Source organism: Pseudomonas japonica, from assembly GCF_900188455.1.
GTDB lineage: Bacteria > Pseudomonadota > Gammaproteobacteria > Pseudomonadales > Pseudomonadaceae > Aquipseudomonas > Aquipseudomonas japonica.
The window spans coordinates 463957-484550 of sequence record NZ_FZOL01000001.1; the positions used below are offsets into that span (position 1 = coordinate 463957).

Here is a 20594-nt window from a genome sequence, read left to right on the forward strand (position 1 = left end):
GGGCTTACTTGATGCGCTGACCCGGCTTGGCGCCGCTGTCAGGGCTGAGCAGGTAGATTTCCTCACCACCAGGGCCGGCGGCCATGACCATCCCCTCGGAAACGCCGAAACGCATTTTCCGTGGCTTGAGGTTGGCGATCATCATGGTCAGGCGACCTTCCAGCTTGGCCGGGTCCGGGTACGCCGACTTGATCCCGGAGAACACGTTGCGCTGCTCGTCACCGATGTCCAGGGTCAGGCGCAGCAGCTTGTCGGCACCTTCCACGGCTTCGGCCTTGAGGATCAGGGCGACGCGCAGGTCGACCGCGGCGAAGGTATCGAACTCGATTTCCGGCGACAGCGGATCCTTGCTCAGTTCGCCGTTGCCGGCAGGAGCCGGTGCGCTCTGGCTGGCGGCCAGGTCTTCCCGGGAGGCTTCGACCATGGCTTCGATCCTGGCCGGCTCGATACGGGTCATCAGCGCCTTGAACGGGTTCAGCTTGTGGTTTTCCAGGCGAGTCAGGTGGTCGTTCCAGGTCAGCGGCGCGACGTTGAGGAAGCCCTCGGCCTCGGCGGCCAGTACCGGCAGCACCGGCTTGAGGAAGATCACCAGTTGGCGGAACAGGTTGATGCCCTGGGCGCAGATGGCCTGGACTTCGTCCTGCTTGCCTTCCTGCTTGGCCAGCGACCACGGAGCCTTGTCGGCGATCCAGGCGTTGGCACGGTCGGCCAGGGCCATGGTTTCACGCATGGCGCGGGAGAAGTCGCGGGCCTCGTAGGCTTCGGCGATGCCCGGGGCGGCGGCGAGGAAGGCCTCGGTCAGCTCCGGCGCGGCGTCGCCGGCGACCATCACGCCATCGTTGCCCTTGTGGATGAAGCCGGCGCAACGGCTGGCGATGTTGACCACCTTGCCGACCAGGTCGGAGTTGACCTTCTGCACGAAGTCCTCGAGGTTCAGGTCGAGGTCATCGACGCCGCGGCCCAGCTTGGAGGCGTAGTAGTAGCGCAGGTATTCCGGCGCCAGGTGGTCCAGGTAGGTGCGCGCCTTGATGAAGGTGCCGCGGGACTTGGACATCTTCTGGCCGTTGACGGTCAGGTAGCCGTGCACGTTGATTGCGGTCGGCTTGCGGAAACCCGCGCCCTGGAGCATGGCGGGCCAGAACAGGGCGTGGAAGTTGACGATGTCCTTGCCGATGAAGTGGTACAGCTCGGCCGTCGAGTCCTTGTTCCAGAACGCATCGAAGTCCAGTTCGGGACGGCGCGCGCAGAGGTTCTTGAAGCTGGCCATGTAGCCGATCGGCGCATCCAGCCAGACGTAGAAGTACTTGCCCGGCTCGCCCGGGATCTCGAAGCCGAAATACGGCGCGTCACGGGAGATGTCCCATTCCTGCAGGCCGGAGTCCAGCCATTCGGCCAGCTTGTTGGCCACGGCGTCCTGCAGGGTGCCGCTGCGGGTCCACTCCTGGAGCATGGCCTGGAAGTCCGGCAGCTTGAAGAAGAAGTGCTGCGAGTCCTTCAGTACCGGGGTGGCGCCGGAAATCGCCGACTTCGGGTTCTTCAGCTCGGTCGGCGCGTAGGTGGCGCCGCATTTTTCGCAGTTGTCGCCGTACTGGTCCTCGGCCGCGCATTTCGGGCAGGTGCCCTTGATGAAGCGGTCGGCGAGGAACATTTTCTTGTCCGGGTCGAAGTACTGGGTGACCGAACGGGTGGCGATGTGACCGGCGTCGCGCAGGGCCAGGTAGATCTGGTTGGACAGTTCGCGGTTTTCTTCGGCGTGGGTCGAGTGGAAGTTGTCGAAATCGACGAGGAAGTCGGCGAAGTCGCCGGCATGTTCCTTCTGTACGCCGTCGATCAGTTGTTCCGGGGTGATGCCTTCCTTTTCCGCGCGCAGCATGATCGCCGAGCCGTGGGCGTCGTCAGCGCAGACATAGATGCACTGGTTGCCACGGTGCTTCTGGAAACGCACCCACATGTCGGTCTGGATGTACTCGAGCATGTGGCCAAGGTGGATGGAACCGTTGGCATAGGGCAGGGCACTGGTAACGAGGATCTGGCGTGGCTCGGACATGGGGGCTCGGCTACTTTAATTCGGCTATCGAGGGAAAAACGGTGATCGGCCACTATAAAGGGCTGGCAACTATTTTTCACCCCGTGGACGTCCCGGCGCTGACACACGGGTTAGCATAGCGGCCTGTTCGATCCAGTCTTTTATCGGGAGTCTCCATGAGCGCCGTCACTCGCGCAGCGGTTGAAGCCGTCCTTCGCCAATACACCGACCCTTACCTGAACCAGGACCCTGTCAGCGCCGGCTGCGTGCGCGCCATCGTCATCGAGGGCGATCGGGTCGGCGTGCTGTTGCAACTGGGGTATGCCGCCGGCCTGTTCAAGAACGGCTGGGCACAGGTGCTGCAGACCGCTATCGAAGGGCTCGACGGCGTCAGCGCCGCCAAGGTGACCATCGACTGCGTGATCGACGCGCACAAGGCCCAGGCGCAGGTGCCGGGGCTGGCCAACGTGAAGAACATCATCGCCGTGGCCTCCGGCAAGGGCGGCGTGGGCAAGTCCACCACCGCGGCCAACCTGGCCCTGGCCCTGGCCCGCGAAGGTGCGCGGGTCGGCATCCTCGACGCGGACATCTACGGCCCGAGCCAGGGCGTGATGTTCGGGATCGCCGAAGGCACCCGGCCGCAGGTCAAGGAGCAGAAGTGGTTCGTGCCGATCAAGGCCCATGGCGTGGAAGTCATGTCCATGGCCTTCCTCACCGACGACAACACGCCGATGGTCTGGCGCGGTCCGATGGTTTCCGGCGCGCTGCTGCAACTGGTGACCCAGACCGCCTGGGACGATCTCGACTACCTGGTGATCGACATGCCGCCGGGTACCGGCGACATCCAGCTGACCCTGGCGCAGAAAGTCCCGGTGGCCGGCTCGGTGATCGTCACCACGCCCCAGGACCTGGCCCTGCTCGACGCGAAGAAGGGCGTGGAGATGTTCCGCAAGGTCAACATCCCGGTGCTCGGCGTGGTGGAAAACATGGCCGTGCACATCTGCTCCAACTGCGGGCACGCCGAACACCTGTTCGGTGAGGGTGGCGGCGAAAAGCTGGCGACGCAGTATGGGGTCGAGCTGCTGGCGTCGCTGCCACTGTCGATGCTGATTCGCGAGCAGGCGGACAACGGCAAGCCGACGGCGATCGCCGAGCCGGAGAGCCAGATCGCCATGGTCTACCAGGAGCTGGCGCGCTCGGTGGGCGCGCGGCTGGTGCTGCAGGAAGCGGCGGCACCGGCGATGCCGAACATCACTGTCAGCGACGACTGAGTCCCGCGCGGGGCAGTAGGCGCGCGGCTTGCCCGCGAAAGGACCGCAACGCGGTCCCGGGGGTCGTCCGCTGCGCGATCCTTTCGCGGGCAAGCCGCGCTCCTACGGGAGGGCACCGCGCAGGCAATAAAAAACCCCGCCGAGGCGGGGTTTTTTGAAGCGCGAAACGAGGGCGATTAGCCTTCTACGCGAACTTCTTCAGCTTGCATGCCTTTCTGGCCGCGGGTAGCGACGAAAGAAACTTGCTGGCCTTCTTTCAGGCTCTTGAAGCCGTCAGCCTGGATGGCTTTGAAGTGTACGAACAGGTCGTCACCGGATTGTGGGGTGATGAAGCCGAAGCCTTTTTCATCGTTGAACCACTTGACGGTACCGGTTTGGCGATTGGACATGGTCTGTCTCCTTGGACAAAGTTGATTACGGCTCAGGAACGCCCTGGCCGGGACTGAGTGCAAAAAGACAGAAAATTCATGGATGGTTGATCGAAATCATGCATCAAGTAGAGATTCTCAGTGACAACGTGCAGCACAGTGGCGGCACCTTAACCCTTTTTTTCCAAGGTGCCAATGGTCTCGACGGCCTTTTGCGCAATTCATGACTGACGGCGGCATTCGTGGCCTCCACCGGTCCGTCCGGCGAGCGGATGCAGGCTAAATCTTTGAAGCCGGCGCGTGTCCCGGTAAGATGCGCGTCACCTTTTTCACCCCGCTATTTCAGGACCCCCGCCATGAGCATCAAATCGGACAAGTGGATTCGCCGCATGGCGCAGGAACACGGCATGATCGAGCCGTTCGTCGAGCGCCAGGTGCGCAACGACGGCAACGACAAGCTGATCTCCTTCGGTGTCTCCAGCTATGGCTACGACGTGCGCTGCGCCGACGAATTCAAGGTGTTCACCAACATCAACTCGGCCACCGTCGATCCGAAGAACTTCGACGCCGGCAGCTTCGTCGACGTCAAGAGCGATGTCTGCATCATCCCGCCGAACTCCTTCGCCCTGGCCCGTACCGTCGAGTACTTCCGCATCCCGCGCAACGTCCTGACCATCTGCCTGGGCAAGAGCACCTACGCGCGCTGCGGCATCATCGTCAACGTCACCCCGCTGGAACCGGAGTGGGAAGGTCACGTGACCCTCGAGTTCTCCAACACCACCACCCTGCCGGCGAAGATCTACGCCAACGAGGGCGTGGCGCAGATGCTTTTCCTCGAGTCCGATGAGGAGTGTGAAGTCTCCTACAAGGATCGCGGTGGCAAGTACCAGGGCCAGCGTGGCGTGACCCTGCCTCGCACCTGATACGAAGCGCCTGATCCGACGAAGCGGGGGAATTCCCCCGGCATTCGGCACTCCAACGAGATGAACCGTCCCGACGCGCACGAGGCGCGCCGGCTCTCGTCAGGAGCAGCCAATGAAACTCGACCCAACCATCAGCGCCAAGCTGGCCCTGCTGCAGCCCAACCAGATCGGGCTGCCGGCATGGTCGCTGCTGGCGCATCCGCCCATGCAGGTCGGTGGCGTGCCAGGCCAGCCCGACCCCGACACCCCGCAACCGCCGCAGCCCGGTGAAACCCCGCCCATGGAGCCGGGGGAGCCGACTCTGCCGGACGAACCACCGCCTGCCCCGGTCGCCTGATTCCGCGCGGCGACAGACCTCCGGCGACGGCCATCGGTGTTACTTCAGGTTGCCCCGCAGGAACTGCTGCAGGCGTTCGCTCTTCGGTTGGCCAAGGACTTCGGCGGGCGGGCCCTGTTCTTCCACCAGGCCCTGGTGAAGGAACATCACCTGGCTGGAGACCTGGCGAGCAAAGGCCATTTCATGGGTGACCATGATCATGGTGCGGCCTTCCTCGGCCAGCCCCTGGATCACCCGCAGCACTTCGCCGACCAGTTCCGGGTCGAGGGCCGAGGTGGGTTCGTCGAACAGCAGGACTTCCGGCTCCATGGCCAGGGCGCGGGCGATGGCGACGCGCTGCTGCTGGCCGCCGGACAGGAACGCCGGATACTGGTCGGCGACCCGCGACGCCAGGCCGACCTTGTCCAGGTAGCGCCGCGCCCGTTCCTCGGCGTCCTGCTTGCTCACCCCGAGCACCCGTCGCGGCGCCATGCAGATGTTTTCCAGCACGCTGAGGTGGCTCCACAGGTTGAAGTGCTGGAACACCATGGCCAGCCGCGTGCGCAGGCGCTGCAGCTCGTCGGCGTCGGCCACGTGCATGCCGTGGCGGTCGTGGGCCATGCGGATGTCCTTGCCATCCAGGGTCATGCGCCCGTCGTCGGGCTGTTCGAGAAAGTTGATGCAGCGCAGGAAAGTGCTCTTGCCCGAGCCGCTGGCGCCGATCAGGCTGATCACGTCGCCGGTCTTCGCCTGCAGCGAGACGCCCTTGAGCACTTTGTGCTCGCCGTAACTCTTGTGCAGGTCTTCGATGGTCAGTTTGTACACGCACGATCCCTCATGGCGACAGCAGATAACCGCTACGGTAGGCCTCGCGCCCGGCGACATGGGCAATCACCATGCCGGCGCTGGCCATGCGCCGCAGCGAGCGGGCGTAGAGCAGGCCGGCCTGGGTGTTGCGCACCGGCGTGACGCGGTCGTTCAGCGGGTCGATGACCTCGGCCACCAGTTGCCCGGCCTCCAGGTATTCGCCCGGCGCGACATGGAACACCAGCAGCCCGCCCAGCGGCGTCGCCACCGGTTCCACCGCGGCCAGCGGCGTGGCCGGGTAGAGCAGCGGCGGCAGCGGCGCCGGCTCGCCTTCGATGGCGCCGAAGCGGGTCAGGTACTGCAGGATCGCCTCGCAGTCGGCCTGGGCCAGCGGATGGCTGACATCGCCCTGGCCACGCAGCTCGACGGTCACCGAGAAGCTGCCCATGGGGATCGGGAACTGCTTGCCGAAGCGCTGTTGCAACTGCCACCAGACCAGGGTGAAGCACTCGTCGAACGACTGCCCGCCGGAGTCGGTGGCGAGCAGGCTGGCCTGCACGCCGAGGTAGCGCGACAGCGGTTCGACCTGGGCCCAGGCTTCCGGCGTGGTGTACAGGTGTTCGACGGCCTCGAAGTCGCAGTGCAGGTCGAGGACCATGTCGGCGTCGCAGGCCAGGCGCTGCAGGGTCAGGCGCTGCGACTGCAGTGGCGTGGCCGCCGGGTGGGCGTCGAGGCCGCGGCGCAGGTACTCGCGGATCAGGTCCAGGTTGTGCTGCGGGTCCTGGGTCAGGTGGTCCTCGATCTGGTCGCCGATCTGGTCGGTGAGGTCGACGAAGCGGCGGTTGAAGTTTTCGCCGCTCTGCATTTCGTAGCGGCCCAGGGGTACGTCCATCAGCACCTGTTCCAGGCCCACCGGGTTGGCCACCGGCACCAGAACGATCTCGCGGCGCAGCAGGCCCTGGGTCTCCAGCTCGGCGAGACGTTGCTTGAGGTGCCAGGCCACCAGCATGCCGGGCAGTTCGTCGGCGTGCAGCGAGGCCTGGATGTAGATCTTGCCGCCGGCGCGCGGGCCGAAGTGGAAGCTGTGGATCTGGCGGGCGATGCCGGGCACCGGGGCCAGCAGGTCGTGGGTCTTGTGATGCATGGAAAGTCCTAGTGAGCGGGGCCGAGGAAGGCCAGCCAGCGCCGTTCGGCGAGGCGGAACAGGCCGACCAGGGTGAAAGTGACGCACAGGTAGATCAGCGCCGCGATGCCGAACGACTGGAAGGTGAGGAAGGTCGCCGAGTTGGCGTCCCGCGCCACTTTCAGGATATCCGGCACGGTGGCGGTGAAGGCCACGGTGGTCGAATGCAGCATCAGGATCACCTCATTGCTGTAGAACGGCAGCGAGCGGCGCAGTGCCGACGGCATGATGATGTAAGCATAGAGTTTCCAGCCGTGCAGCCCGTACGCCCTAGCCGCCTCGATTTCGCCATGGTGCATGCTGCGGATCGCCCCGGCGAAGATCTCCGTGGTGTAGGCGCAGGTGTTCAGGGCGAAGGCGAGGATGGTGCAGTTCAGCGCATCGCGGAAGAACGCATCCAGCAGCGGTTGTTCGCGCACCGCGGCGATGCTGTAGATCCCGGTGTAGCAGATCAGCAACTGGATGTAGAGCGGCGTGCCGCGGAACAGGTAGGTGTAGAACTGTACCGGCCAGCGTATCCAGAAACGCCGCGAGACGCGGGCGATGGACAGCGGGATCGAGGCGACGAAGCCGAACGCCAGCGACGCGCTGAGCAGCCACATGGTCATCGCCAGGCCAGTGATGTTGCTGCCGTCGGTGTAGAGGAAGGCGCGCCAGTATTCCTGCAGCAGTTCGATCATCGCAGCGCCTCCCGGGTGCCGACGTTATAGCGCCGTTCCAGCCAGCGCAGGACCAGGTTCGAGGCACTGGTGATCAGCAGGTAGATCAGCGCCGCCACCACCAGGAAATAGAACAGTTGATAGGTGCTCTTGCCGGCGTCCTGCGCGGCCTTGACCAGATCGGCGAGGCCGATGATCGAAACCAGCGCGGTGGCCTTGAGCATGACCATCCAGTTGTTGCCGATGCCCGGCAGGGCGAAGCGCATCATCTGCGGGAAGACCACGAAGCGGAAGCGCTGCATGCGCTTGAGGCCATAGGCCGTGGCCGCCTCGACCTGGCCGCGCGGCACGGCGAGGATGGCGCCACGAAAGGTCTCGGTGAAATAGGCGCCGTAGATGAACCCGAGGGTGATGACGCCGGCGGCGAACGGGTCGATCTCGATGTATTCCCATTCCATGTAGTCGGTGAGGCTGGTGAGCCAGGTCTGCAGGCTGTAGAAGATCAGCAGCATCAGCACCAGGTCCGGCACGCCGCGGATCAGCGTGGTGTAGACCTGCGCCGGCAGGCGCAGCAGGCGGATCGGCGAGAGCTTGGCACTGGCGCCGATCAGGCCGAGGCCGACCGCCACCAGAAGGGACACGAAGGACAGTTTCACGGTCATCCAGGTGCCCTGCCAGAGCAGTGGGCCGAAGCCTTTCAGACTGAAGGCGGAAAGCCCGAGCAGGGCGAGCAGGTCGTCGAGCATTGACGCGAACCCCAAGGCAGAAAGAAGAAGTGCCCGCCTTTGCAGGGCGGGCACCGGTTGCGCGGTTATTTGCCGCTGTAGAGGTTCAGGTCACCGAAGTGCTTCTTCTGGATTTCGGCATAGGTGCCGTCGTCGTGTAACGCTTTGATACCTTTGTTCAGGAGCTCCTTCAGCTCGGTGTTACCTTTGCGGATGCCGACGGCGGTCTTCGATGGCAGCAGTTTGTCGTCCACCGGCTCGCTCACCTCGTAGCCCGCGCCTTTCTCGGATTTCAGGAAGCCGAGCTCGGCCTGGAGCATGTCCTGGATCGAGGCATCGAGGCGGCCGGAGAGCAGGTCGGCATAGACCTGGTCCTGGTTCTGGTAGGCCTGGGTCTTGACCCCGGCCTTGTCCAGCACGGCCTTGGCGTAGGCCTCCTGGATGGTGCCTTGCTCGTAGCCCACGGTCTTGCCCTTGAGCGAGGCCAGGTCGGCGCTCAGGCCCGAGCCTTTCTTGTAGACCAGCGAGGTTGGGCCGGAGAACAGCTCACTGGAAAAGTCGATGACTTTCTCCCGCGCGTCGGTGACGGTCATGGACGAGATCACGCCGTCGAACTTGTTGGCCTTGAGGCCCGGAATCATGCCGTCGAAGTCACTTTCGACCCATTTGCAGGTGACTTTCAGTTCCTTGCAGATGGCGTTGCCCAGATCGATATCGAAGCCCACCAGGCTGCCGTCGGCGGCCTTGGATTCGAAGGGGGCGTAGGACGGATCGACGCCGAAGCGCAGCTCTTTGTATTCCTTGGCCAAGGTACTGCCGGCAGCCAGACACAGAGCAACAGCGGAAAGCGTCAGCCATGCTTTTTTCATCGTGTAGTCCTTGAGATGCGGCGAATGTTGGAGTTGGCCGTGCACCGTTACCGGTCGCGGCCTGACCTCACAGTGATAGCAAGTTCCGCACCAGTGTGCCTGGGCCGCTGATTGTGTTGATTGACGTGGTCTTGCCGATCAAGCCGCATGCCCCGTGGCAGGGCGGCTGCGCTCGGCGCATGCGTGGTGTCGGTGCGGCCTGGGTCAAATGCTGAAACATTTGCATCGGGGGGAAGCGTTGCCGGTGCCGGGGTCGGCTGGGTAGGGTCCGGGCCTTGCGGCGTCTTTGCCGGCCTCGTCGCCGCGGCGCTGGATCTGGAGGGCACAGGAGCGTGCCCGACATGCACCCGACAAGGATCAGCCAGTGAGCGCCACCCCCGACATCCTGCAATGGTGGCTCACCGCCAATTCGCGCTTCGACGATTGCCGCACTCCCGAAGAACTGCTCGCCGAAACCGCCCGTCAGGTGCGCAGCCTGGGCTTCGAGCGCTTTGCTCATGGCCGCCGCCCGCGGCTGCCGTTCAGCCAGGCACGCACGCGCTTCAACGGCAACTATCCCGCCGACTGGCGCAACGACCCGGGCGACGGCATCAACCTGCGTCCGGGCCTGCTGATCTGGGACCGCTACGGCGAGGCCCCCGGCGACCTGCGCGAGCACGGCTATGCCAGCGGCGCCACCTGCATCCAGCGCGACGCCGAGGGTGCCTGGCAACTGCTGTGCGTGGCACGGCGCAAAGGGCCGATAAAGTCCCGGGAACTCCTGCCCCTGAAGTTGCAACTGCGCAGTTTGCTGGAGTTGCTCGACGAGCATCTGCAACGTGTCGAAGGCATTCCACCGAAAATCATCCTCAGCGAGCGGGAAACCCAGATATTGCGCTGGATCGCCGATGGCAAGTGCTCCAAGGGCATCGCCGGGATCCTGCAGCTTTCCGAACATACGGTGAACTTCCACATCAAGAGCATCCTGCGCAAGTTCGACTCGCCCAACCGCGTGCTGGCGGCCGCCCATGCCGCGGCACTGGGCCTGATCTGACGCTCCGTTCGTCATGTCGTGGCGACCGCCGGACGGCAATGTTTAGGCCTGGGTCGACCACGGCAAACGTCACTGTTGTAGAGCGATTGCGCGGCGAACGATGGCGAACTTCGTCTATCGGGAAATATTGGCAGGGATATTTCCTACAGCGTGCAACCTACCTGTTCCGGCAGTTGTTGTTGACCTCCATTGCCCCTAGTGTCTGCGCCGTGCTGTCGAGTGGACGAACAGCGAGCGAACAATCCCACCCTTTGTTCGCTCACTGTTCCCCCCCTGACATTTCGGACGGGTTCGAGACAAGCCGGCAGCTTGTCTCCTGGCACTGCCCCCGCGTGCCAGCCGTCCCGTTTTTCGCTTTCGCAATTGCTGGAGACAACCATGATTCATGACGTTGTTGTGGTCGGCAGCGGTGCTGTCGGCGCGTCCATCGCATTCGAACTGGCGAGCCGCGGGCTGAAGGTGTGCCGGGTTGGCGAGGTCAGCCGGCGCAATGCCGCCTCGCGCGCCGCGGGCGCCATGAACGGCTGTTTCGGCGAGGTGACCCGCGGCTTGCTGGCCAGCGAGCCTGGTCGCCTGAAACTGGCGATGGATATCCAGGCCAAGGGCCTCTGGGCGCACTGGAGCGAGCGCCTGAGCCGCGCCAGTGGCAATCCGACCGGCCTGCTCAGCGCCTGCGGCACCCACGTGATCCTCAATTCCGCCGGCCTGGGCGAGATCGACAGTGGCAACTACGCGGCCATCGAGCAGGCCCTGCGCGACTACCAGACCTTCTACACCCCGCTGGCGCCGGAGCAACTGGAGTGGGTCAGGGCCAACGAACTGGTGCGGCCGATGCAGGCCTTGCTGATCCCCGACGAGAACGCCATCGACGCGCCCCTGCTGCTGGACAAGCTCGACGCCGCGCTGCTCGGCTGCGGTGGCGAGATCATCGACGGCAATGCCCGCGCGGTGCTCAGCGAAGGCTGGAGCGCCACCGGCGTGGCCCTCGACGATGGCCGGCATCTGCCGGCCCGGCATGTGGTGGTGGCCGCGGGCGTGCACTCGCTGGAACTGCTCGAGGGCCTGGAGGAAATCCATCGGCACATTCCGCCGCTGTTCGCCGGCTACGGTGTGTCCATCCTCCTGCGCCAGCGGCCCGGGCAGAGCCTGCCGCGAACGGTGGTCCGCACGCCGAACCGGGCGTTCGCCTGCGGGCTGCATTGCGTCCCGCGTGGCGACGACCTGCTGTATATCGGCGCGACCAATATCCTCGCCGAGCGACCGCGCAGCCATGCCCAGGTGTCCGATGTGCAGTTTCTCCTCGATTGCGCGGTCGACCAGCTCAACCTCGATCTGCATGACGCGGCCATCGTCGATATCCAGGTCGGCAACCGGCCGATCAGCGCCGATGGCTTCCCCCTGATCGGGCCCTGCGAGTACGACGGCCTGTGGCTGGCCACCGGCACCTACCGCGACGGTCTGCACCAGTCGCCGCTGTTGGCCGGCTGGATCGCCGACCGTATCGAAGGGCTCGACAACAGCCTCGACCTGAGCTGCTTCACCCCGCTGCGCGAACCCCTGGCCGGGCTGCCGCGGGACGAGGCGGTGGCGGAAACGGTGCGGCAGATGTTCGCCACGGGCTACGAGTACCGCTGGAACATCAAACCGTACTGGATGCCGCTGCTCGATCAGGGCATGAGCGAGAACTACACGCGCCTGATCACTTCGCTGCACCCACGCTACACCCCACCGCCTGAGCTGGTGGCCTTCTCCTGGCTGTACCGCTCGATGTACGAGCGCCTGGCCCGCTACTACGAGGCCTGGTCATGATTCTCTGTGCGTTCGAACACCATCAGGCCATGGCCCTGCGCAAACTCGACGGCGCCGGGGTGTGGGATCCGCTCGGTGACCTGCGGGCCCTCACCGACAAGCACTTCAGCCCCGACCGGGCCCTCGACGCACAGCGTCTGGACAGTTTTCGCAGCGATGTGGCCGAGCGCTGCGCGCGCATTCCGCTGGGCCACATCCTCGGCTACGTCGACTTCGGCGAGCAGCGTCTGCTGGTCGGCAGCGGCACCTTCGTGCCACGCCGACAGAGCCTGGCCATGGTGCGCTGGATCGAGCGCAACCTGGCCCTGAGTCGCGAATCGACGGTCTACGACCTGTGCGCCGGGGTCGGCGCCATCGGCCTGGCGATCTGGGCTGGCAGCGCCGCGCGCACCGTCTGCGTCGACAGCGACAGCACCGCGCAAGCCTACCTGCGCCGCAATATCCAGCGTCTCGATGCGCGGCACGAAGTCAGCCCGCTGGCGGCGGACATCACCTGCCTGGAGGCTTTCGAGCACGCCCGTGGGCGCGTCGATGTGGTGGTCAGCAATCCGCCCTACGTGCCCCATGGCACCGAGTTGTTGCCCGAATGGAGCGGGCATCATCCGCCGGGTGCCATCTTCGCCGGGCAGCGGGGCGGCGAACTGATCGCCGCCAGCGCACGCCTGGCCGCGGCGCTGCTGCGCCCGGGCGGGGTGCTCCTGGTCGAGCACGGCGAGGCGCAATCGGCGCAGGTCGGCAGTCTGCTCGAAGAGCACGGCTTCCACTCGATCCGGCACTGCCACGACGACGATTTCAGCGACGCGACGGGGCCTTCCGTCTTCACCGCGGGGAGAACGGCATGAACGACTACACACGGGTGCCCGCCGGCACCGATGACAACTGGATGAACATCCGCCGCCAGCGCACCAGCGAGGCGCTGGGCAGCGCGCTGGCCGAGGGCCTCACCGGCTTCGAGGTGATCGCCCGCAACGGCAAGCAGCTGACCCTGGTGGACGGCAGCACCTGCACCGAGTTCGTTTCCTGTTCCTACCTCGGCCTGGAAAGCCATCCGGCGCTGATCCTTGCCGCCCAGGTGGCGCTGGAGCGCATCGGCGTGCACCTGTCGTCCAGCCGCGGGGCGATGAGCCCGGTGTACCTGCGCCAACTGGAGCAACTGCTCGGCGATATCTACGCCGGTTGCAGCGTCACCGTGTTCAGTTCCACCAGCAATGCCCATCTCGGCGTGCTGCCATTGCTCGGCAGCGGCGGCATGGACGGCTATGTCACCCGCGAGGGTGGGGTGATGTGGCTGGTGGACCGTACCGCCCATGCCTCGATGCAGGTACTGCGTGGCGTACTGGCGCAGTTCGGCCCGGTGCAGCGGGTCGACAGCGCTGACGGCGATGCGCTGGACGAGGCCCTTGCCCATTGCGACCGCGAGCGCCGGACCCCGGTGCTGCTGATCGATGGCGTCGGCTCGATGTCCGGCCTGCTGCCGGTGGCGGCCCTCGCCGAGCGCCTGCGCGGGCACGGCGGCTACCTGTACGTCGACGATGCCCACGGCATCTCCATCACCGGTCGCCATGGCGCCGGCTATGCCTTCGAGAACCTCGGGCATGAGCTGCCGGCCAATACCCTGATCGCCGGCTCGCTGAGCAAAGCCTTCGGTGGCGCCGGCGGCTTCATCGTGCTCAAGCCCGGGGCCAATGCCGGGCAACTGCGCGCCCTGGCCAATCCCCTGGTATTCGGTCACAGCATCCCGGTGCCGCTGATGGCGGCCAACGTCGCCGCCGCGCAGATCCACCTGTCCTCGGAGATCCAGCCGCTGCAGCAGGCGTTGTGGGGCAATCTGCGGCGTCTCGACGAGCGGGTCGGGCAGCCCCTGCTGAACAGTGGCCTGCGCGCGCCGATCCGCGGCGCGCTGTTCGACAACGAACGCCAGGGCAGCATCGCCGCCAGTGCCCTGCGCGCCTCGGGGCTGGTGGTGTTCCCGGTGTTCTACCCGATCGTCGAGAGCGGCCGCGCCTTGCTGCGCTGCGCGGTTTCGGCGACGCACAGTCCGGAGCAGATCGACTGCCTGGCACGCAAGCTCAACCTGCAACTGAGCCGGGCGCCCGGCCAACGTTGAACGCGGAGGCAGCGATATGTCAGGCATTCCTTTCGATCCGGCGTCCGCGGGCTTCCAGGACCTGCGGCCCTGTCGCGAGCAACTGGACCGGATCAACCTGCTGCTGGTCGATCTGCTCGCCGAGCGCATGACCATCTGTCGGGTCATCGCACTCATCAAGGCGCGTCGCGGCATGCCGGTCATCCAGCCGCAGCGTGTCTTGTCGACCCTGGAGCGGGTGCGCGAACTGTCGCGAACACGGCAGTTGCGCGCGGAATACCTCGAAGACCTGTTCCAGTTGATCATCGAGGAGACCTGCGACGAGGAACTGCGGGTCATGGCCGATCTGCAGCGCTCGGGCGAGGGCTGAAACATGCGCGTGCTGATCGTCGACAACTTCGATTCCTTCACCAACAACATCGCCCAGTATCTCTACGAAGTCTGCGGCGAGCAGCCGGTGGTGGTGCCCAACACCCGGCGTTTCGAACAGCTCGACCTGGCGCGCTTCGATGCCGTGGTGCTGTCGCCGGGACCGGGGCATCCGGCGCGGGCCGCCGACTTCGGGGTCTGCCGCGAGGTGCTGGAGCGCGCGACCGTGCCCCTGCTCGGGGTCTGCCTGGGCCACCAGGGCATCAACTGCTTTTTCGGCGGCAGGGTGGAGCGCGCACCGCGGCCGGTACACGGCTATCGCACGCGCATCCGCCATAGCGCCGACGACCTGTTCGCCGGCATCGAGCAGGATTTCGAGGTGGTGCGCTATCACTCGCTGGTCTGCACCGAAGTGCCGGACTGCCTGGCGATCACCGCGCGCTCGGCCTGCGGCCTGGTCATGGGCCTGGCCCATCGCGAACGGCCGATCTGGGGTGTGCAGTTCCATCCCGAATCCATCGATTCGCAGTTTGGCCAGCAGATCCTGCGCAACTTCGTTCGCCTGGTTGACGAAGGGCGCGGACAGCCCGGGCAGGAGGCGATCGCCGCAGCCCTGGCTGCCGCTGGCGGGCCAACCCGGCTGCAGGTCGATTACCAGGCGCTGGCGCCGCTGCCGGCGCCGTTTGACGCCTTCGCCAGCCAGTTTGGCGACGCTGCCGCGGCCTTCTGGCTGGACAGCGAACTGGCCGACCCGGGCCAGGCCCGCTATTCGCTGATGGGGGCCTGCGATCCGGGTTCGGCGCTGGTTTTCCGCTATGACGTCGAGCGTCGCCAACTGCGCATCGAGGGCCCCGGAGGACACAGCGTGCTGCGCGGCGATTTTTTCGCGCTGATGAGCGGCATTGTGGCGCGCCTGCGTCCCGCGAGCGGGGTGCCGGCGCCGTTTCCCTTCACCGGTGGCCTGGTGGGCTACCTGGGCTACGAGCTCAAGGCGCTGACCGGTGCGGACAACATCCATGTTTCGGACCTGCCCGACGCGCTGTTCTACCTGCCGCAGAACTTCCTGGTGTTCGATCACCATCGCGACCAGGCCTGGCTCTGCCACCTGTGGGGTGAGCGCCTGAGCCTGCGCCCGTCGCGCCAGGCCGAGCCGGGCAAGGTCCCCGAGTACTTTCCGGGGCCGGTGGCCGAGGCCGCCCTGGGACTGGCCGATTGTTCCAGCACCTACCAGGCCAAGGTGGATGCCTGCCTGCAACAGATCGTCGATGGCGAGTCCTATGAAATCTGTCTGACCAATCGCGCGCGCATGCCCTGTACCGAAGCACCGCTGCGCGTCTACCAGCGCATGCGGGCGATCAGCCCGGTGCCCTATGGTGCGTTCATCGACACGGGTGACTTCGCCATTCTCAGCGCTTCGCCGGAGACCTTCCTGCGCATCGACCGCGATGCTCGGGTCCAGTCGCGGCCGATCAAGGGCACCCGCCCGCGTGGCTGCACCCCGGAGATCGACCGGCTGCTGCGCGAAGACCTCGCCGGCTCGGCCAAGGACCGTGCGGAGAACCTGATGATCGTCGACCTGGTGCGCCACGACCTCAACGGCATCTGCGTGCCGGGAACGGTGCGGGTGCCGAAGGCTTTTGCCATCGAAAGCTATTCCTCGGTGCACCAGTTGGTCTCCACCGTGGAGGGGCGGCTGCGCGCCGACGTCGATGTCTTCGCGGCGATCCGCGCCTGTTTTCCCGGTGGTTCCATGACCGGCGCGCCGAAGCGCCGGACCATGCAGATCATCGACCGTCTGGAAGCTTCGGCGCGTGGCGTGTACGCCGGTGCCCTGGGCTGGATCGGCCTCGACGGGCACACCGAACTGAGCATCGTCATACGCACCGCGGTGCTCCGCGACGGCATCGCCTGCTTCGGCATCGGTGGCGCCATCGTCGCGGCCTCGGACCCCGAGCAGGAAATGCACGAGACGCTGGTCAAGGCCAGCGTTCCGTTCCACAGCATCAGGAGGTGAGACATGGACAAGTATCTGATCGTCGGCGGCGCCGGCATCGTCGGGCGCTTCATCGCCGGCCTGCTGGCCGACGCCGGGCATGCACCGATCGTCATCGACCGGGAGCCGGCGGGACGGGCCTTCGACCAGCGGGTCATGGATGCCATGGAGTTGCCCGAAGAGGCTCCGGAATTGCTCCAGGCCGCCACCGTGCTGATCCTGGCGCTGCCGGAGGAGGTCGCTCTGCAGGTGCTGGAGCGTTATGCGCCGCGCCTGCCTTCGCTGCGTCTGCTGATCAACACCTGCTCGGTGCAGCAGCCTTTTCAGGCCCGGGCGATACGGCTGTTGCCCCACTTGCCGTCGCTGGGGATCAACCCGATGTTTTCGCCGACCCTGGATTGTCGCGGGCGCCCGCTGCTGCTTTGCGAGCGCGAGCCTGGCGCGGCGGGCGATGACTTCGCCGGGCTGCTGCAAGCGTGCGGGATGCGGGTCAGCCGCTTGCGGCCGGACGAACATGACCGCCTGATGGCGGTATGCCAGACCCTGCCGCACGCCGCGGTGCTGGCGTTCGCCCTGGCCGTGCAGCGCAGCGAATGCGACCCGGCGCTGCTCGCGGCGCTGGCGCCGCCGCCGATGCAGGCCCTGCTCGGCCTGTGCGCGCGCATCCTCGACAACCCGCCGCAAACCTACTGGGACATCCAGCGCCACAACCGCCACGGCGCGCGGCAGCGCGAGTACCTGGCGGCGGGCCTGGATCTGCTGCATCAGTTCTGCCGCCAGGACACGCCGGACGCCTTCGTCGCCGAACTCGACGCGGTGCGCGACTACCTCGGCGCCAGCCACGACCACCACGCACGGATGTGCGCCCGGCTTTTCAGTCTGTTGAACACCACTCAGGGAGAGACCCACGATGCAGCAAGCGGCAAGCCCTCTGTTCTCGATGCTCAGAGACCGCAGCAAGGGGGCGGCGTTGCTGGTGATCATGCTGCCGGTGCTGCTGGTCACCATCGATAACACCATCCTCAATTTCGCCCTGCCACGCATCGCCGTGGCGCTCAACCCTTCCGCCGCGGCCCAACTCTGGATGATCGATGCCTACTCGCTGGTGCTGGCCGCACTGCTGGTGACCATGGGCAGCAGCGGTGATCGCTTCGGCCACCGCCGCCTGCTGTTCATCGGCTGCGGCGGCTTCGCCGTGGTGTCGCTGTTGCTGGCCCTGTCCTGGCAGGACTGGCAGTTGATCGCCGGGCGGGCCTTGCTCGGGGTGTTCGGGGCGATGATCCTGCCCGCGACCCTGGCCCTGATCCGCAGTGCTTTCGACGACCGCGAGGAGCGCCGTCTCGCCGTGGCGGTGTGGGCCACCTGCCTGACCCTTGGCTCGGCCCTGGGGCCGTTGCTCGGCGGGGTGCTGCTGCAGTTCTTCGACTGGCCGGCGGTGTTTCTGGTGGCCCTGCCGTTTCTCCTGCCGGTTCTGCTGCTGGCGCCTTCGATCAACGACACCGAGCGACAGGCGGGCGGGTCGGTGGATGTGCCGAGCATCCTGCTCAGCCTGGCGGCCATGACCTGCGTGATGCTGGCGCTCAAGCAGGCCGCCACCCGTGGTTTCGACGCCCAGGCGTTGCTGTGCCTGCTGGCGGGGGTGGCCTGGGGGCTGTCGTTCGTGCGCCGGCAGTTGCAACTGGAGCAGCCGCTGCTCGACCTGCGCCTGTTTCGGCACCGCGCGTTCAGCGTGTCGATCCTGGTCAATCTGGTGAGTCTGGGGTTGCTGGTTGGCTTCATCTTCTTCGCCACGCAACTGCTGCAACTGGTGTTCGGCCTGTCGCCGCTGGCGGCGTGCCTGATTCTGGTGCCGGGCCAGGTGCTGGCGCTCCTGGCCGGGATGGCGGTGGTCACGGTCGCCCGTCGGGTTGCGCCCAACCGCCTGATCAGCGCCTGCCTGCTGCTGGCGGCGGGGGCCTTCGCCGTGATGGCGCTGGTCGAGGCCAGCGTGCCGAGCCTGGGCATCGCCTTCCTGCTGCTGAACGTCAGCGTGGCGGCGATCACCAGCGTGTCCAATGACCTGGTGCTGTGCAGCGTGCCGGCGGAGCGGGCGGGGAGTGCCTCGTCGGTCAGCGAGACGGCGTACGAGATGGGAGTGGTGCTGGGCACCACCCTGATCGGTGGGGCGGTGGCGGCCCTCTATCGTCTGTCGCTGGTGTTGCCGGAGGGCGTGTCCGAGGAGGTGGTGCGGGCCGCCGAGACGCTGGGTGGGGCGCATGCGTTGCAAGAGGGCGGCGGCGTGCTGTCGGCGGTGAACGCCGCGTTTCGTGACGGCGTGAGCTCCACCAGCGGGGTGGTGGCGTTGGGGGTGGTGCTGTTTGCGCTGTTTACCTTGCGAGGGTTGCGTGGAACACGCATGTGACATTGGAACCCTGCCTCGCAAGGGCTGATCCTGTTGTAACCCGCGGGCGCTGGAAAAGTCCGATTCGCGTCGCCCGGACAATGACTATGGTTAGTGCAGGCAGCCGTAATGCCGGGATCGATTGTCATTGTCCAGGGAGCCTTCACCATGACGCGGTTGCCCAGAGTCCTGCTGTGGTTGTGCCTGCTCGTGCCGACGCTGGGGCTGGCCGGCGAAACCCTGGAAACCGCCGACAGCGGCACGACGGCCGACCTGCGTGTCGCCAATCGCACCCTGTTCACCTTCCGCGCCACCCTGCTCGGCGAGACGCCGGCGGTGCGCGTGCAACGCGCTGCCGCGGTCATCGATGAAGCCCTGCATGGCGACGATGAGCCGCGCGTCAGCGTCGATCCGATCTTGAACAGCCAATTGGTACTGCTGGGTGGGCGACGTGCGTTCATCGTCTCGGAGCGCGACCTGGGGCCGACCGACAGCGACACCCGCACCCTCGCGGAGCAGGCCGCGGGCAAGTTGCGCCAGGTCCTGGCGGAAACCCGCGAGGCGCGCAGCCTGCGTTTCCTGGCCAAGGCCCTGGCTTGGTCGGCGTTGGCGACGTTGCTCTATCTGGGGCTGATGAAGGCGTTGGGCCATGGCCGCAACAGATTGTCCGCACTGCTGCCCCGGTTGATGCATGACCGCACCCGGCAGATCAAGGTGGGGCAGATGCCACTGTTCGACCTGCATCATGTCTATGTGCTGATGGACGGCCTGCTGCGGCTGTTCTACTGGCTGCTGCTGTGCCTGCTCAGCTACCAGTGGCTGAGCTACGTGCTGTCGCGCTTTCCCTACACCCGGCCGTGGGGCGAAAGCCTCGACCTCTACCTGCTGGAGCTGCTGCGCTATCTGTTGAATGGCGTGCTTGAGGCGATTCCCGGCATCGTCGTCGCACTGGTGATCTTCTTCATTGCCCGTGCGTCCAGCAGCTTCTGCCGTCATCTGCTGGTGCGCCTGGCACGCCCCGGCACCCTTGGCTGGCTCACCACGGAAACCCTGCAACCGACCACGCGCCTGACTTCCCTGGCGATCTGGCTGTTCGCGCTGGTCATGGCCTATCCCTACCTGCCGGGCTCCGGCACCGATGCCTTCAAGGGCCTGTCGGTGCTGCTGGGGCTGATGATTTCCCTCGGTGCGTCCAGCGTCGTGGGGCAGGCCGCGGCGGGGCTGATCCTGACCTACTCGCGCACGCTGCGCAGCGGCGAGTACGTACGGATAGGCGACCATGAAGGTACGGTGACCGAGGTCGGGGTCTTCAACACCACCATCCGCACCGGTTTGGGCGAGGTGCTGACATTGCCCAACTCGCTGATCACCGGCTCGGTGACGCGCAACTATTCGCGGGTGGTCCAGGGGGTCGGCTACATCGTCGATACCACGGTGACCATCGGCTACGACACGCCGTGGCGGCAGGTCGAGGCGATGCTGCTGGAGGCCGCGCGGCGCACCGATGGCGTGCGCGACGATCCACCGCCACAGGTGTTCCAGACCGGTCTGTCGGACTTCTACCCGCAATACCGCCTGGTGGCCCAGGCGATACCCAGCGAGCCGCGACCGCGGGCGGAGTTGCTGAGCCTGCTGCACGCCAATATCCAGGACGTGTTCAACGAGTACGGCGTGCAGATCATGTCGCCGCATTACTACGACGATCCCGAAAAGGCCAAGTGGGTGCCACGCGAGCAGTGGTTTACCGCACCGGCGCGGGATCCGGACAAGACCTAGA

20 protein-coding genes are annotated in these 20594 nt (G+C 66.0%); 13 read left to right on the plus strand and 7 right to left on the minus strand.

Annotation, left to right across the window (positions count from 1 at the left end; genetic code table 11):
- Positions 1-4: 4 nt before the first annotated feature.
- Positions 5-2047: a methionine--tRNA ligase gene (gene metG, locus CHB99_RS01980; RefSeq protein WP_042122768.1), complete on the minus strand. Its 2043-nt coding sequence runs from the start codon at positions 2045-2047 to the stop codon at positions 5-7.
- Between the two features lie 155 nt (positions 2048-2202).
- Here metG and apbC point away from each other — a divergent pair, with 155 nt between their 5' ends.
- Positions 2203-3297, plus strand: a complete 1095-nt coding sequence (gene apbC / locus CHB99_RS01985) for an iron-sulfur cluster carrier protein ApbC (RefSeq protein WP_042122769.1) — start codon at positions 2203-2205, stop codon at positions 3295-3297.
- Positions 3298-3473: 176 nt separating this feature from the next.
- Here apbC and CHB99_RS01990 read toward each other — a convergent pair whose 3' ends face one another.
- Positions 3474-3686 carry a cold-shock protein gene (locus CHB99_RS01990; protein ID WP_042122771.1) on the minus strand — a complete coding sequence of 71 codons (213 nt, stop codon included), beginning with the start codon at positions 3684-3686 and terminating at the stop codon, positions 3474-3476.
- A gap of 11 nt (positions 3687-3697) precedes the next feature.
- Between CHB99_RS01990 and CHB99_RS29385 the strand changes: the two genes are divergently transcribed.
- From CHB99_RS29385 to CHB99_RS02000, 3 genes are all read left to right on the plus strand, one after another.
- Positions 3698-3892, plus strand: coding sequence for a hypothetical protein (locus CHB99_RS29385; protein WP_141137233.1), 195 nt, complete (start codon positions 3698-3700; stop codon positions 3890-3892).
- 129 nt (positions 3893-4021) lie between these two features.
- A complete protein-coding gene (dcd, locus tag CHB99_RS01995; protein ID WP_042122772.1) occupies positions 4022-4588 on the plus strand; it encodes a dCTP deaminase in 567 nt (188 codons plus the stop codon).
- Between the two features lie 112 nt (positions 4589-4700).
- On the plus strand, positions 4701-4925 hold the full coding sequence (locus CHB99_RS02000; RefSeq protein ID WP_042122773.1) for a hypothetical protein: 225 nt from the start codon (positions 4701-4703) through the stop codon (positions 4923-4925).
- A gap of 39 nt (positions 4926-4964) precedes the next feature.
- Here CHB99_RS02000 and CHB99_RS02005 read toward each other — a convergent pair whose 3' ends face one another.
- The 5 genes from CHB99_RS02005 to CHB99_RS02025 form a co-directional block, all read right to left on the minus strand.
- Positions 4965-5729, minus strand: coding sequence for an ABC transporter ATP-binding protein (locus CHB99_RS02005; RefSeq protein WP_042122775.1), 765 nt, complete (start codon positions 5727-5729; stop codon positions 4965-4967).
- Between the two features lie 10 nt (positions 5730-5739).
- On the minus strand, positions 5740-6855 hold the full coding sequence (locus tag CHB99_RS02010; RefSeq protein ID WP_042122776.1) for a succinylglutamate desuccinylase/aspartoacylase family protein: 1116 nt from the start codon (positions 6853-6855) through the stop codon (positions 5740-5742).
- An 8-nt stretch (positions 6856-6863) separates the two neighbouring features.
- Positions 6864-7574, minus strand: coding sequence for an ABC transporter permease (locus CHB99_RS02015; protein ID WP_042122777.1), 711 nt, complete (start codon positions 7572-7574; stop codon positions 6864-6866).
- A complete protein-coding gene (locus CHB99_RS02020) occupies positions 7571-8299 on the minus strand; it encodes an ABC transporter permease (protein WP_042122778.1) in 729 nt (242 codons plus the stop codon). Before CHB99_RS02020 ends, CHB99_RS02015 begins: the two co-directional genes overlap by 4 nt.
- A 65-nt stretch (positions 8300-8364) precedes the next feature.
- Positions 8365-9147, minus strand: coding sequence for a transporter substrate-binding domain-containing protein (locus tag CHB99_RS02025; RefSeq protein ID WP_042122780.1), 783 nt, complete (start codon positions 9145-9147; stop codon positions 8365-8367).
- Between the two features lie 364 nt (positions 9148-9511).
- Between CHB99_RS02025 and CHB99_RS02030 the strand changes: the two genes are divergently transcribed.
- From CHB99_RS02030 to CHB99_RS02070, 9 genes are all read left to right on the plus strand, one after another.
- Positions 9512-10180, plus strand: a complete 669-nt coding sequence (locus CHB99_RS02030; protein WP_052419391.1) for a LuxR C-terminal-related transcriptional regulator — start codon at positions 9512-9514, stop codon at positions 10178-10180.
- A 378-nt stretch (positions 10181-10558) separates the two neighbouring features.
- The gene (locus CHB99_RS02035; protein WP_042122782.1) at positions 10559-11989 is read left to right on the plus strand and encodes an FAD-dependent oxidoreductase; all 1431 of its coding nucleotides are present in this window, start codon (positions 10559-10561) and stop codon (positions 11987-11989) included.
- Positions 11986-12831, plus strand: a complete 846-nt coding sequence (locus CHB99_RS02040; RefSeq protein ID WP_052419392.1) for a N5-glutamine methyltransferase family protein — start codon at positions 11986-11988, stop codon at positions 12829-12831. Before CHB99_RS02035 ends, CHB99_RS02040 begins: the two co-directional genes overlap by 4 nt.
- Positions 12828-14096, plus strand: coding sequence for an aminotransferase class I/II-fold pyridoxal phosphate-dependent enzyme (locus tag CHB99_RS02045; protein WP_052419393.1), 1269 nt, complete (start codon positions 12828-12830; stop codon positions 14094-14096). The genes CHB99_RS02040 and CHB99_RS02045 overlap by 4 nt, the downstream gene beginning before the upstream one ends.
- Positions 14097-14112: 16 nt before the next feature.
- Positions 14113-14445 carry a chorismate mutase gene (locus CHB99_RS02050; RefSeq protein WP_042122784.1) on the plus strand — a complete coding sequence of 111 codons (333 nt, stop codon included), beginning with the start codon at positions 14113-14115 and terminating at the stop codon, positions 14443-14445.
- Between the two features lie 3 nt (positions 14446-14448).
- The gene (gene pabB, locus CHB99_RS02055; protein WP_042122785.1) at positions 14449-16458 is read left to right on the plus strand and encodes an aminodeoxychorismate synthase component I; all 2010 of its coding nucleotides are present in this window, start codon (positions 14449-14451) and stop codon (positions 16456-16458) included.
- A 3-nt stretch (positions 16459-16461) separates the two neighbouring features.
- The gene (locus CHB99_RS02060) at positions 16462-17451 is read left to right on the plus strand and encodes a prephenate dehydrogenase dimerization domain-containing protein (RefSeq protein ID WP_084702616.1); all 990 of its coding nucleotides are present in this window, start codon (positions 16462-16464) and stop codon (positions 17449-17451) included.
- Complete coding sequence (locus CHB99_RS02065; protein WP_042122787.1) at positions 17348-18838, plus strand: MFS transporter; 1491 nt, start codon at positions 17348-17350, stop codon at positions 18836-18838. The genes CHB99_RS02060 and CHB99_RS02065 overlap by 104 nt, the downstream gene beginning before the upstream one ends.
- 147 nt (positions 18839-18985) lie before the next feature.
- A complete protein-coding gene (locus CHB99_RS02070; RefSeq protein WP_042122789.1) occupies positions 18986-20593 on the plus strand; it encodes a mechanosensitive ion channel family protein in 1608 nt (535 codons plus the stop codon).
- The last annotated feature ends 1 nt before the right edge of the window (position 20594 follow it).